Origin of the sequence: Methyloglobulus morosus KoM1, assembly GCF_000496735.2 — a bacterium.
In the GTDB taxonomy this organism is placed as follows: Bacteria; Pseudomonadota; Gammaproteobacteria; order Methylococcales; family Methylomonadaceae; genus Methyloglobulus; species Methyloglobulus morosus.
On sequence record NZ_AYLO01000119.1, the window covers coordinates 14,591 to 28,360 of the forward strand.

Sequence of the window (13,770 nt, forward strand, 5' to 3'; positions counted from 1 at the left end):
AAAACGGGATACACAGGTTAATTATTTTGTCCCTAACTATCACGTCATCCGTGTTCCATTCTAATCCATAAATTGACGATAGACCTATGCTATTTGGACGTAACATAAAAAATCCCATCAAGATGGCCGACAAGGGCGTGGTTAAATGGACGTATTCGACCTGCGGTTATTGTTCAACGGGATGTTCCATTGAAATCGGTACGAATGCCCAAGGCCAGCCGGTCGCCTCGCGCGGCGTGGGTGGTGCGGATGTGAACCGTGGCAAACTGTGCCTGAAAGGAATATTTGAATACGAGGTATTCGAAGCGACGGGCCGCGCTAGTAGGCCGATGGTACGCGACACCATCCATGAAGCCTATGCGCCGACCCATTGGGATACCGCACTGGATAAGATGGCCTCGGAAATCAAGCGTATACAGGCCAAATATGGACAGGATTCGTTTGCCATTGTTTCGACAGGACAAATACTCACCGAAGAATTCTACACATTAGGTAAATTGGTGCGTGGGGTTATTGGCACCAACAATTATGACGGCAATACCACCTTATGTATGGCTTCTGCGGTATCGGGTTATAAGCGTTCGTTCGGATCGGACGGCCCGCCGGGCTGTTATGAAGATTTTGAACATACGGATTGCCTGATCGCGTGGGGTTCCAACCTGCCTGAGCAACATCCGATCATCTATTGGCGGCTGAAAGAAGCGCTGGAAAAACGCAAGTTTCCCGTTATTGTCGTCGATCCTCGCGTCACCATCTTTGCCCAAAACGCTGACATTCATTTACCCATCACGCCGGGTACTGATGTCGTGCTGCAAAATGCCCTGATCCATGTCATTATCAAGGAAGGCCTGGAAGACCGCGATTACATCAATGCCAATACCAATGGTTTTGATGAACTGGCGAAAGAAGTCGAAAACTACGACCCGACCAGTGCCGCAAAAATTTGCGGCATCGACGAAGATACGATCCGCACCGTCGCCCGGCTTTACGGCAAAGCAAAGCGCGCCATGAGTATCTGGACGATGGGCATTAACCAAAGCACTCACGGTTCCGATGGCGTGGTGGGCATCAACAACCTAAACCTGGTGACGGGCAATATCGGGAAGCCCGGCGGCACCAGCCTGTCGATTACCGGCCAATGCAATGCGATGGGGACACGGGAGTGGTCTTCATGTTCCGGCTTGCCCGGTTACCGGGCATTGGAAAAACCGGAAGACCGGGAAGAAATTGCCAAGTTTTGGGGGATAGACCCTGAGTTCTTCCCTAAGAAACGGGGACTGACCGAAACCGATATTTTCCCTGCGATAGAAACTGGGGAAATTAAGGGCCTGTGGTTGGTCGCCACCAATCCCATGACCTCGATGGCGAATACGCCGCGCATCCGCAAGACGCTAGAGAAGCTGGAATGCCTAGTCGTGCAAGATGCCTACTATGATGTCGAATCCAGCCAATACGCGCATATCTTTTTGCCCGCTGGGATTTGGGCGGAGAAGGAAGGCGTATTCACCAATACTGAAAGGCGCGTCAACCTTACCCGCCAAGTTAAACAACCTTACGCCGAATCCAAATCGGACATGCAAATTTTTAACGAATTGGCGAAGCGGTTCGACAACGGCAAAGTTATCCGTTTCCCTGAGCGCCCTGCCGACGTGTTCGAGGAGATGAAGCAGTTAAGCAAGGGCCGCTTATGCGACATAAGCGGCATGAGCCACGACTTGATCGAACAGAAGCGCGGTATTCAATGGCCTTATTCGGAAGAAAAAGTTGCTGACAATGAAAACGGCAGCCAGCGGCTTTATACCGAAACGGCAACCTTCTGTTATCCTGACGGGAAAGCAAAGCTGATTCCCTTGCCTTTCATCAACAATAACGAAATACCTGATGAACAATTCCCATTTTGGCTGAATTCCGGTCGTTTGGTGGAGCACTGGCATACCCGCACCAAGACAGGCAAGATTGGCAATAACAACAAGTTCAGCCCCATACCGTTCATGGAAATGAATCCCGATGCAGCGGATGAAATGGGAATCAAACACCAGACCTATGTCCGTGTTACGTCCCGCCGCGGCGATGCCGTTGTCATGGCCATGTTGACCCAGCGCGTCCCCAGGAACATGGTATTTATCCCATTCCATTTTTTTGATTGCGTCAACCGCTTGACATTGGGCCTGCTGGATCCTTATTCCCGGCAACCTGCCTTTAAGCAGTCCGCCGTGGCTATTGAACACGTAGACCAGGATTTCGCCGCACAATTGAGTAAGGAACTGCGGACCTATTAGAAATCGTGGGTACGCATTGCGTACCTTTCGGTGACTATCCAGTATAACAGTCGACAATGGCACGCAATGCGTGCCCTACATTGGATTGAATATGTTTGAAGTACGTGACGATGAACCTAAATATGCCTTCCTGAACAATCAGGAGAGCAAGGCACAAAACCGCTATGGCCTAAACATAGAGTTAACCGATGCCAGCAGTGAGTTGCGGTGTAAAAGCCTTAATATCAACGGCGATGCGGAAATTGGCGAAAACCCCAATCGTTATAAGCAACACGGCTTTTATTTTAATGCCGACAACTGCATCGGTTGCCATGCCTGCGAGTCCGCCTGTAGCGAAAAAAATGATGTCCCGGCGCATATCGCTTTCCGTTCCGTGGGCTTTGTCGAAGGTGGTACGTACCCCGATTACCAACGCATCAATATTTCAATGGCGTGCAACCATTGCGATGATCCTGTCTGTTTGACGGGCTGCCCGACCCGCGCTTACACCAAATTTGCCGAATACGGCGCGGTATTGCAAGACCCGGATATTTGCTTCGGCTGCGGTTATTGCACCTGGGTCTGTCCTTACAATGCACCGCAACTTGATCCCGTTAAGGGCGAGGTGTCGAAATGCAATATGTGCGTTGACCGCCTGGAAGTTAACTTGAAGCCGGCCTGTGTTGCCGCCTGTTTGGGTAATGCGCTGGATTTCGGCGTGATCGAAAATATCCCTGAGAACCGTATTCAGGCAAGCACGGAAATCCCGGGATTCCCAACGACAGACATTACCCATCCCAACATCCGCTTTCAACAAACCCGCACCACGCATAGGGAGATGACCCGCACCGACACAATGCCGCTGAAATACCATAAAGATGAGGGTCAGGGTAAGTTCAAGCCCGTCGTCGATGAAAAGCTGGGCAAAGGAAAGCACTGGAATTTTAAGAAATTGCTGACCAGTCATGAGAGTGCCCATGTGATTTTCACCTTATGCACTCAAGCAACGGTAGGGGCATTCTCCATGCTGATGTTGGGTATGTGGCTAAATATTGATGCGCTCATGATGCTGAAAAACTCCAATGCTTTCTTGCCGTTGATCGTTGTCATCGTTGCCGTAAGTACGTTAGGTTTGTTCAAATTGAATATGCACTTGGGCAAACCGCATCGTTTCTACCGGGGGTTTAATAACCTAAGATTGTCGCCAGTTAGCCGCGAGATTGCTGGGGTGTCGATGTTTTACACCGGATTGTTGGGTTATGCGGTCCTGGGGCTGTTCGATAATCTTGCACTCATTATGATGGCCAACATTTTTGCCGTTGTTGGGGTGTTGAGCGGGGCAATCGGCCTGTACTACATGTACAAGCTCTACCGTATCCCCGCGCGTCCGTTTTGGGACCACTGGCAAACGGGCAGCGCATTTTTTGGGACGATGCTCAGCTTTGGCGCATTGCTGGTTGCGGTTGTCAGCGCTTGTTTTTTGCCGGCGACTGTTGATATTCTGTTTCTATTACAAATTCTCGCTGCAATTATAGCTGCGGGTTTGGCTATCGAAGGCATTGGGCATATTGCTCATGCCAAAGCTATGAACGGGGCTGAACATGAAGGCTCTGCGTCTTATTACCAGCAAGTCACCGAGTATGGAAAATCCTACCTACTTCGCAATAGCCTACTGGGACTTAACTTGGTATTGGCGATTGCCCTGGCAATGGCAAGCTTATCGAATGCCGTCGGTTATGCGTTGGGATTGCTATTGATGCTATCCATGTTGGTCATGGCCGCTTTGGGTCGTTCCTTATTCTTCGTCCTGGTCATCCCGACCACCATGCCGGGTGCATTTTTCTGGAAAAACAAAGGTTTTGTCGAACATGCCAGGGCAACCGGCCTGGCTGATTCACCGCAACACGGTGTGGCCTATGAACGGCATCATTCATTTAAGGTGGATGAACTGGTTAAGACCATTAAGGAGAATTCAGTCGGGGATATGATTAGGCACGTTAAGTGGATATTTGGGAAATAGGGGCAGAACTGCTTAACATTTTTTTTCTAGGGGAAAAACGCAACTAAAGGTGCTGCCTTTGTGTAGTTCGCTACTGACGACTAAATGGGCATCATGCCGTAGCAATACATGCTTGACGATGGCTAAGCCCAATCCGGTGCCCGCTACTTTATGGGCCCGCTTAACATCAACACGGTAAAACCTTTCAGTAATCCTCGGTATTTCTGCATCGCTGATACCTTCGCCTTCATCCGTGATTTCCAGTATCAGGTTTTGATTTGTTTGCCGCCAGCACACTTTTACCCAGGATCTTGGGGGGGAGTATTTCAAGGCGTTGCCCAGCAGATTGGAAAACGCGCTGCGGAGCTCGTGTTCATCGCCTTTGATGTGCGCTTTGGTTTCCAATGTCAGTTCAATGCGCCCGGCACTGTTGTTCAGTTTTTCATTTTCTTTGCAGATTTTGTCCAACAAAGTCGGTATATCGACACAGAGGATCCTTTTGGGTTGAGTTTCCAGGTTCGACAATAACAACAAGTCATCGACCAGATATTGCATCCGCTCGCTCTGCTCTTGCATCTGCTGGATCGAGTGGCTCATTAACGGCGACAATGGCTGTTCCAACTCCTGTAATGTTTCCAGGTAGCCTTTTAAGACTGTCAATGGCGTCCTTAACTCGTGGGATACGTTTGCGACAAAATCTTTTCGCATCTGCTCAATTTTCCGCAATTGCGTGACATCTTGGGCTATCAGCAGGCGTAAGCCGGCACCGTAACTCACTATCCGCACCAACAGGGTAATATGGCTGTGGGTCGGGGAAGGCATGATGATAGTTTCGTTGAAATTACCGATATTGAGGTAACGAACAAAAACAGGGTAGCGGATGAGATTAGGGATGCGTTGCCCACGGTCTGATGATTGTAAGCCGAGTACGTTTTTTGCAGCCGTATTGGCCCATTCGATTTCATCGTCCTTGCCCAAGACGACGGCAGCATCGGGCAGTGCGTCCGTTGATTTCCTGAATTGGTCGATGATTTTGCCGAGTTTCTTTTTTCGCTTTTTTTCGCTTTTCTTGATTTGGTAAACATGGTAATAAATGTCTTCCCATATACCTTTGGCTTTAGGGTATTTCCCCGCCCCGCCATTGCTTATCCATCTTTCAAAGCGGCTGATCTGGACAAGTTGCCAAATTAACATACTTGTTGCCGTCACAAATAATAGTAACGCCAGCTGTCCTGTCATTATGCCGATTATGGATGCTCCCAGTAACAGCAGTAACAGTAGCCCCAGTTCTTTTTTCAACGCATCCATTTGTCTCAGTCGATCAGTGAAAATCGGTAACCAAATCCTCGTACGGTTTGTACCAATTCCTCTTTGCCATAATCACCGAGAATTTTGCGTAGGCGACGGATATGGACATCGACAGTGCGCTCTTCAATGTAGACGCTACGCCCCCACACTTGGTCCAATAACTGCGTACGGCTAAATACCTTGTCAGGATGGGTCATGAAAAATTGCATTAGCCTGAATTCGGTGGGGCTGACATCGAGTTGCTTTTCGCCAATCGTAAGGCGGTGTTGTTCCGTATCGAGAATGAGGTTGCCCAAGACAATTTGCGTTCCGCCCTGTAATTTACCGCTCCTGCGGAGTACGGCGCGGATTCGTGCGACCAATTCCTTCGGCGAAAATGGCTTGGTCAGGTAATCATCTGCACCTATTTCAAGTCCCCTGACTTTATCCTCCTCTTCACCTCTGGCGGTTAACAGGATAATGGGCAATTCCCTGTAGCTGGGATCTTTTTTCAAGCGTCTGGCCCATTCTACACCGCTAATGCCAGGTAACATCCAGTCCAGTAAAATGAGGTCCGGAAAGGTGTCCGCCAGGATCTTTTGGGCAGAATCGACTTCTGCCGCCGCAATCGGCGAAAAACCGGCTTGTTCGAGGACGATCGTCAACATTCCCCTGATAGCGGCTTCATCTTCGACAATTAGGATATTTATATTGGACATAATTATTCGTGGAGGTTAGACGCAGTATTGTAGCCGTTTGAGTGTGACGAATTTATTACAGACTAAAAAAGAACCCATAAAATAATAGCCATGAGAACATGGTGACTACCAAAAAACTATACTTTTCAATGGAATCGTTCGATAATTCATACCTATAGGCTATAGGCTATAGGCTATAGGCTATAGGTGAACAGAGGAACATTCAATTCGCCCAAATGTTGTGTCTTGCAATACTAAACCTTTTTATCAGTTGGAATGAGGAAAATTTACTTATGAGCATGTTACAAGAATTTAAAGAATTTGCCATGAAAGGCAACGTGGTCGATTTAGCGGTCGGCGTCATCATTGGTGGTGCATTCGGTAAAATCGTTTCGTCATTTGTGGCGGATGTCGTCATGCCACTCATTGGGTTATTGGTAGGCGGCGTGGACTTTACGAAGCTTGGGATAGTCTTGAAGGAAGCGGTTGATGAAAAAACCCCTGCTGTAATGTTGAACTATGGTAGCTTTATCCAAACTGTTTTTGATTTTACGATTGTCGCATTCGCCATCTTTATGGCTATTAAAATGATGAACAAATTTAAAAAAGCAGAACCTGCCGCGCCACCACCCGCACCGACCAATGAAGAATTACTGCTGACTGAAATCAGGGATTTGCTTAAGTCTAAAAATTAATTTTTTGTGCAGCAATTGGCTTAAAGCTGGAGTTTTTACTTCGTTTTTCTCCATAAGAAATCGCTAAGCGTCTTTACCACAAGCTGAAGGCGTACTGTAGGATTTTATCGCTTTGGGGTGGGCTTTATCTAGACTCGGAAGGATTGGCTTCTTTAAGATTCGGCTTTTTGATCACGGGCAAGTAGGTTTTGTACCGCAACTAATGGGTTAAGGTTTTCGTACAAGACTTTGTAGGTTTGCTCGGTGATCGGCATGTCTATTCCATGCTGTTTGGCAAGCATGTAAGTTTCCTTGGCGGCTGAGATGCCCTCAATTTCCTGACCGATTTCTTTGACAATTTCTGCCCTGGTTTTGCCTTGACCCAAAGCTAAGCCAAAACGGCGGTTCCTGGATTGGTTGTCGGTGCAGGTCAACACCAGGTCGCCCAAACCAGCCAAGCCGACAAAAGTCTCCTGCTTGCCGCCAAGCTTAATGCCCAATCGCATGATTTCGTTAAGGCCGCGCGTAATCAACGCGGCACGGGTATTGGCACCAAAACCCAAACCATCGGCAATGCCGGCCGCAATCGCCAACACGTTTTTGACTGCGCCACCGACTTCCACGCCAATAATATCCGAGCTGGTGTAAGCGCGGAACCGCTCGTTGTGGAAGATCTCCGCGAGCTTAAGGGCAAACGCACTTTGATTTGAAGCGATGGTGATCGCAGTTGGCAGGCTTTGGGCGACTTCGCGGGCAAAGGTTGGGCCGGACAATATCGCCGCCGGGGTTTCTGGAGTGAAAATATCAGCGACGACTTGATGCAGCAAGCGGCCATCTTGGGGATTAAGCCCTTTAGTGACCCAGGCTATTTTGATTGTTTCCGATTGTTGTGCTGCTTTAAGGTTGACCAAAGTATTGGCGAATGCATGGCTTGGGACGGCCACCAAGATAAGCTCGCTAAATGATGCAGCGGCTTCAAGATTGGTGGTCAGGCTGATTTGTTCCGGCAAAATATAACCGGGCAACAATTGCCGATGTTCCCTGTGTTTGTCTAGCCCTGCAATTTCGTTTTCGTCGTGTCCCCAAAGCAAAACTTCACAGTTATTTTTAGCCAGCAATAAGGCAAGTGCCGTGCCCCAAGAACCGGCGCCAAGTAAAGTGATTCTTTGCTTCATTGATGAAGGGTTAGGTTAACAAAAGATTAATTAATGCTGCTTGATCCAGCCATCTGTTGTTGGACTTGTTGCATGTGTTGTGCATATAAGGCATCAAAGTTGACAGGTGCCAACAGCAACTGCGGGAAACCGCCTTTTGCGACCAAATCTGAAACCACTTCCCGTGCATAAGGGAACAGGATGTTAGGGCAAAAACTACCCAGCATGGGGCCCATTTCTTGTTCAGTAAAATGTTCCAGCGTAAAAATACCGGCTTGGTTAACTTCAACCAGATAAGCGGTGATGTCTACGCTTTTGACGGTGATTGTAACAGTCAGCGTAACTTCAAATACGGTCTCGTCGAGTTTGTCTACGTGGGTGCCCAGGTTGAAGTCCACAGCGGGTTCCCATTTCTCCCGAAAAATTTTAGGTGCGTTGGGCGTTTCAAAAGACAGGTCCTTGGTGTACACCTTTTGAATGGAAAATTGCTTTTCTTGGGGGTTGGTATCTTCGGCCATGGAGTATGTGTGGGTTTGGTTAAATTATAAATCAAGGTTCACTTGCGATTGTTGTTGCGTGAAATCAAACTGCCGCTTTATTTTTTTGGTTTACCTTAATAGGCAATTTATAATCTTCCTGCCAAGCTTGCATTCCACCGGTAATAACAAAAACGTCTTTTAATCCCGCTTTGGTGATAATTTTCCCGGCACTGGAAGATCGCGTCCCCTCTTGGCAAATAATGAGGACTTGGTTGTTTTTGTAAGCTTCGAGGCTGGCCGTATGGTCCTTGATTTTGCTTAGTGGCAAGTTGACTGCGCTTTCGATATGGCCTTTATTGAATTCATCGTATTCGCGTACGTCTATCACTACAGTATTGCCGTCATTCATTTTGGTTACGGCCAACAAGGGTGATACAAAACCAAATTTTTTAAGTGCTGAGTCGAACAGTTCTTGAATCAACAAATAAGTCACCACGACCAGGGCAAGTGCCAGGATGTAGTGATTTAAAATGAATTCTATGAGGCGTTCTGGTGTGAATGTTTCTGTTGATGGCATGTTAATCTAAGTTGTTTGCTTCATTGATTTTATGGCGGACGGGTACGGTTGGGATATTTTTACACACCCATGTTGGCGCGTATTTTAGTATAATGCCAACTGTTTGCGCGTGTTCGTCCCACCAAGACCCTAGTGATTCGGTAAATCTGGCGAATGATACCTTATTTTGGCATCTTTCGGCTAATGTAATGTGGACGCCCATAAAAGTTTAAGTCCCATAGTGGTTGGGAAATGTTAAGTGCCTGGAGATAAAAAGTAAGATGTCGAGTCGCCCAAAACCTGTTGTATTGTTGATCCTGGATGGATTTGGTTATTCCACAGAACAAGAAAATAATGCCATTGCGATGGCAAATACCCCCTGTTGGGACAGTTTGCAGAAAGATTACCCCATGACCTTGCTGGACTGCTCCGGCGAAGTGGTCGGTCTGCCGGATGGGCAAATGGGCAATTCGGAAGTGGGGCATATCCATATCGGCACGGGTCGATATGTGCCCCAGGATTTTTCGAAGGTCAATGACGCCATTAAGGACGGCAGTTTTTTCACCAATCCGGTGTTATGCCAAGCGGTTGATGCCGCTAAAGAAAAAGGTAAGGCGCTGCATATTATGGGGCTGCTGTCTCCAGGCGGGGTGCATAGTCATGAAACCCAGATCGCGGCGATGGTCGAATTGGCCGCCAAGCGTGGGCTACGGAATATCTATCTGCACGCCTTTTTGGACGGACGGGATGTGCCGCCCCAAAGCGCCTCATCTTCCATTGAGCTAATGGAAGCAAAATTCAAGGCATTGGGCGTGGGCAGGATTGCCTCAATTGTCGGTCGGTTTTATGCAATGGACAGGGACAAGCGCTGGGATCGGGTCAAGCAAGGCTATGATTTGATCGTCAAAGGGGAAGGCAGCTATCGCGTAAATTCTGCGCTTGAGGGCTTGAATGGGTCATATGCACGGGGTGAACATGATGAGTTCGTCCTGCCGACGGTAGTTTTGGATGCGGACGGTAAGTCGGCGACGCTTGATCCAGAAGATTCCGTGGTATTCATGAATTTCCGAGCCGACAGGGCAAGGGAAATTTCCCAAGCTATAACCGACATCGATTTCAAGGGATTCGACCGTGGACATCCACCACATAAGGGCGTTTACGCAACCTTAACCGAATATCATGAAGACTTTGATTACCCGGTGGCATTTCCTTCTGTAGACATCAAAAACAGCTTGGGCGAATATTTGTCGAACCTGGGCATGACCCAATTGCGCCTCGCAGAAACGGAAAAATACGCCCACGTCACGTTCTTCTTCAATGGCGGCGTTGATGCCAGCTTTCCAGGTGAAGATCGGATTCTCGTGCCTTCGCCCGATGTCAGGACGTATGACCTGCAACCGGAAATGAGCTTGCCGGAAGTGACCGACCACATGGTTGAGGCCATCACGGGCGGTAAATACGACGTCATTATCTGCAACTGGGCCAATGGCGACATGGTCGGGCATACCGGCATCATTCCCGCCGCCATCAAGGCAGTGGAAGCCATAGACGCTTCCTTGCAGCGGGTGGTTACTGCGCTAAAAAGTGTGGGCGGAAAAATGCTGGTGACGGCAGATCACGGCAATATTGAACAAATGGTCGATGACGACGGGCAAATCCAAACGGCCCACAGCACCAACCCAGTGCCATTGATCTATGTTTGCGGCGAAGGCAAACTGGCTTCTGGCGGCAGCTTGAAAGACTTAGCACCGACCATCTTGGCGATATTGGGCGTGGCGCAACCTGCGGAAATGAACGGTAGGTCGCTTATCGAACCTATTTAATTCTTTTATGCGTACAATCCTGGCATTAGGTTTTCTGCTATTCTTATCGGCTGGAACAGCTAATTGCCAGGAGCAAACCGATACAGGGCCGGATGTTGCAAATACGGAGAATACACAAGCATTAGAGCAACAAAAAGACGAGTTACTGGGTTTGCTGGCACAAGTTGATGAGCGTTACGGAGATGTGGCGGCTTCGTTGCGGTCGATTGAAGACCAGATTAAGTCAACAACAGCAGGGCTGGACAAGATTCGGAAGGAAATAAACAATTATCAAGGCCAAATCGACAAATTGGATAGGGAGTTGGCCGGACAAGTCAAGGCGGCTTATGCACTGGGGCAGCAAGATAAATTAAAATTGATGCTTAATCAACAAGATCCGGCATTATCCAGCAGAATGATGGTATATTATGAATATTTGAATAAGTCCCGTCTGGAAAAACTTGCCAATCTCCAGCAAACTGTTAAATATCTGGATCAGTTAGACAAGGACAAGCAAACCGAGACCGAGTTGCTGGAAAAAAATCTGGCGAAAAAAAGATCAGAACAAGCGGCATTGGATGAGGTCAGGAGAGAGCGAAACGGCTTGGTGGCGAAGATAAACAGTGATGTTTATTCTGAACAAGACCAGTTAAGTTTATTAAAAGAAAGTGAAAATAAACTGATAAGCCTTATCCAAACATTGGAAAACGAAGAGGATAACACTAATCAGGAATCCAAAAAGGGCGATGAAGATTCGAGTATTCCAGAAAACACGGAAAGTTTTCCTAAGCTCACTGGGGATTTTTCTACCCTAAAAGGTAAATTGCCCTTACCTGTGAGGGGCAAACTGGCAAGCATGTTTGATAGCGCTTCGTCGGAAGCTACTTGGAAAGGGATACTGATTAATGCAAAGGAAGGTGCGGAAATAAAAGCAGTCATGAAAGGAAAAGTGACTTATGCCGGGACGCTTAAAGGCTATGGATTGCTGATAATTATTGAACATGATAAGCAATACATGAGCTTATACGCATTTAACCAAAGTCTTTATAAGCACAAAGGCGATAATGTTGAAGCGGGTGATGTGATTGCCTCTGTAGGGCAAAGTGGCGGACGTAGTAAACCTGGCCTGTATTTTGAAATACGCCAGAACGGAAAGCCGGTTGATCCGCTGCTCTGGTGCAGGAATTAATACATTGGGTTATACAGAGTATAGGTTGGATAACGGGCGATTTTCAGGGTTTCCCAAAAATTGAAGATATTGTGGTGGTTGGAGTTTAAAGGCACATGCTAAAAAAGAATAGTCTGTTTATTTTGTCCTTAGGGATTATGTTGGGTGTATTTATGGGCATCTGCGGTAGCGTAGTTGCTGAAAAGGACAAAAGCGATACGGCGGTAGATTCCGAAGCATTGCCTTTTGAAGATTTACGCACATTCACGGAAATTTTTGGCCGCATCAAGCGGGATTACGTAGAGCCCGTTTCGGACAAAAAACTGCTGGAAGATGCCATTCGAGGCATGTTGTCGGGTCTTGACCCCCATTCCTCCTATTTGGTTTCTGAGGAATATCAGGAGCTAAAGGAAGGTACGACCGGACAGTTTGGCGGCTTGGGCATTGAGGTCACTATGGAGAACGGCTTCATAAAGGTCGTTTCGCCTATCGATGACACTCCCGCCCAACGTGCAGGCATAAAAACGGGCGACTTGATCGTCAGGCTTGATGATGAACCGGTAAAAGGGATGACACTGGCCGATGCCGTCAAGAAAATGCGTGGCGAGCCAGGCAGCAAAATCGTCCTTACCGTCGTGCGCGAAGGTGCGGAAGCCCCACTTAAACTGACCTTAGTTCGTGCCGTTATTAAAGTACAGAGTGTCAAAAGCCGGATTTTAGAAAAGGATTATGGTTATTTACGGATCAGCAGTTTTCAATCCGGTACAGGAGAAAGCTTGAAAGAAGCCATCGCCAACTTGAAAAAAGAAAACGCCAGCCGACTTAAGGGCTTGGTGCTTGATCTCAGGAATAATCCTGGCGGTGTATTGAATGCAGCGGTTGATGTCAGCGACGCATTCTTGAAATCGGGACTTATTGTGTATACCGAAGGGCGTATAGAAAATTCGGAAATGCGTTTTAATGCGTCGCCTGATGACCTTCTTGATGGCGCACCCATGGTCGTCTTAATCAACGCAGGTTCGGCCTCGGCTTCTGAGATTGTGGCAGGCGCGTTGCAAGACCAAAAGCGTGCGGTGATTATGGGCGAAAAATCCTTTGGTAAAGGTTCTGTGCAAACGATATTGCCGACCACCAACGGAGCTGCAGTTAAGCTAACCACCGCCCGTTATTACACACCCTCAGGCAGGTCGATCCAGGCCGAAGGCATTGAGCCGGACATCGCATTGGCAAACGTAAAGCTGGAATCGCTTGATAAATCCGAGTTTGATCCCGTGAAAGAAGCCAACCTGTCCCATCACTTGCAAAACGGCAAAGCAAAAGACGGGGAAAAAGGCGGTGAGTCAACACAAGATAAGGAAAAAGCGGTGGAATACAAAGACTATCCGCTTTATCAAGCCTTGACCTTGTTGAAGGGCATCAGTATCGTTAATAAGTAATTGCATTAATTCTCGTTGCCCCTCTCCTGATTGAGAGGGTTGGGGCGACGAAATTTATAAAGTCGGTTATTCAAAGGTCTAGCTGAGCAGGGTAAGCAGCATTGTGTACCTTTTGAATATCGCATGACCTTCGGCCTGTGATATGGTATGCAGTATATACCCTATATGATTACGGTTCTATGATAGAAAACGACAACATTGCAATCATAGGTATCGACGAATCAAAGAGATTATACGTAACACCTATGCGAGAAGAATT

Annotated in this window: 12 protein-coding genes; 7 read left to right on the forward strand and 5 right to left on the reverse strand. The window is 47.7% G+C overall.

Annotation, left to right across the window (positions count from 1 at the left end; genetic code table 11):
- The first annotated feature begins 86 nt into the window (after positions 1–86).
- Both MGMO_RS15335 and MGMO_RS15340 read left to right on the forward strand, forming a co-directional pair.
- Positions 87–2,279, forward strand: coding sequence for a molybdopterin oxidoreductase family protein (locus MGMO_RS15335; RefSeq protein ID WP_023495976.1), 2,193 nt, complete (start codon positions 87–89; stop codon positions 2,277–2,279).
- Between the two features lie 91 nt (positions 2,280–2,370).
- Positions 2,371–4,278, forward strand: coding sequence for a DmsC/YnfH family molybdoenzyme membrane anchor subunit (locus MGMO_RS15340; protein WP_023495977.1), 1,908 nt, complete (start codon positions 2,371–2,373; stop codon positions 4,276–4,278).
- Between the two features lie 12 nt (positions 4,279–4,290).
- On the opposite strand, the gene phoR is transcribed toward MGMO_RS15340, so the two are convergent.
- Both phoR and phoB read right to left on the reverse strand, forming a co-directional pair.
- Positions 4,291–5,565 carry a phosphate regulon sensor histidine kinase PhoR gene (gene phoR, locus MGMO_RS15345; protein WP_023495978.1) on the reverse strand — a complete coding sequence of 425 codons (1,275 nt, stop codon included), beginning with the start codon at positions 5,563–5,565 and terminating at the stop codon, positions 4,291–4,293.
- Positions 5,566–5,570: 5 nt separating this feature from the next.
- Positions 5,571–6,263 (reverse strand): phosphate regulon transcriptional regulator PhoB, encoded by a 693-nt coding sequence (phoB, locus tag MGMO_RS15350; protein ID WP_023495979.1) that lies wholly within the window; start codon positions 6,261–6,263, stop codon positions 5,571–5,573.
- Positions 6,264–6,535: 272 nt separating this feature from the next.
- Here phoB and mscL point away from each other — a divergent pair, with 272 nt between their 5' ends.
- The gene (gene mscL / locus MGMO_RS15355; protein WP_023495980.1) at positions 6,536–6,937 is read left to right on the forward strand and encodes a large-conductance mechanosensitive channel protein MscL; all 402 of its coding nucleotides are present in this window, start codon (positions 6,536–6,538) and stop codon (positions 6,935–6,937) included.
- Between the two features lie 152 nt (positions 6,938–7,089).
- On the opposite strand, the gene MGMO_RS15360 is transcribed toward mscL, so the two are convergent.
- The 3 genes from MGMO_RS15360 to MGMO_RS15370 form a co-directional block, all read right to left on the reverse strand.
- Positions 7,090–8,091 carry an NAD(P)H-dependent glycerol-3-phosphate dehydrogenase gene (locus MGMO_RS15360; protein ID WP_023495981.1) on the reverse strand — a complete coding sequence of 334 codons (1,002 nt, stop codon included), beginning with the start codon at positions 8,089–8,091 and terminating at the stop codon, positions 7,090–7,092.
- A 26-nt stretch (positions 8,092–8,117) separates the two neighbouring features.
- The gene (gene secB, locus MGMO_RS15365) at positions 8,118–8,588 is read right to left on the reverse strand and encodes a protein-export chaperone SecB (RefSeq protein ID WP_023495982.1); all 471 of its coding nucleotides are present in this window, start codon (positions 8,586–8,588) and stop codon (positions 8,118–8,120) included.
- A 64-nt stretch (positions 8,589–8,652) separates the two neighbouring features.
- Entirely contained in the window at positions 8,653–9,126 is a 474-nt protein-coding gene (locus tag MGMO_RS15370) for a rhodanese-like domain-containing protein (RefSeq protein WP_023495983.1), read from the reverse strand.
- A 260-nt stretch (positions 9,127–9,386) separates the two neighbouring features.
- Between MGMO_RS15370 and gpmI the strand changes: the two genes are divergently transcribed.
- The 4 genes from gpmI to MGMO_RS21160 all read left to right on the forward strand — a co-directional run.
- The gene (gene gpmI, locus MGMO_RS15375; RefSeq protein WP_023495985.1) at positions 9,387–10,928 is read left to right on the forward strand and encodes a 2,3-bisphosphoglycerate-independent phosphoglycerate mutase; all 1,542 of its coding nucleotides are present in this window, start codon (positions 9,387–9,389) and stop codon (positions 10,926–10,928) included.
- Between the two features lie 7 nt (positions 10,929–10,935).
- On the forward strand, positions 10,936–12,096 hold the full coding sequence (locus MGMO_RS15380; protein ID WP_023495986.1) for a murein hydrolase activator EnvC family protein: 1,161 nt from the start codon (positions 10,936–10,938) through the stop codon (positions 12,094–12,096).
- 95 nt (positions 12,097–12,191) lie between these two features.
- Entirely contained in the window at positions 12,192–13,511 is a 1,320-nt protein-coding gene (locus MGMO_RS15385; protein WP_023495987.1) for a S41 family peptidase, read from the forward strand.
- 179 nt (positions 13,512–13,690) lie between these two features.
- The coding region (locus MGMO_RS21160) for a hypothetical protein (protein ID WP_407656535.1) at positions 13,691–13,770 on the forward strand (80 nt) is incomplete at its 3' end.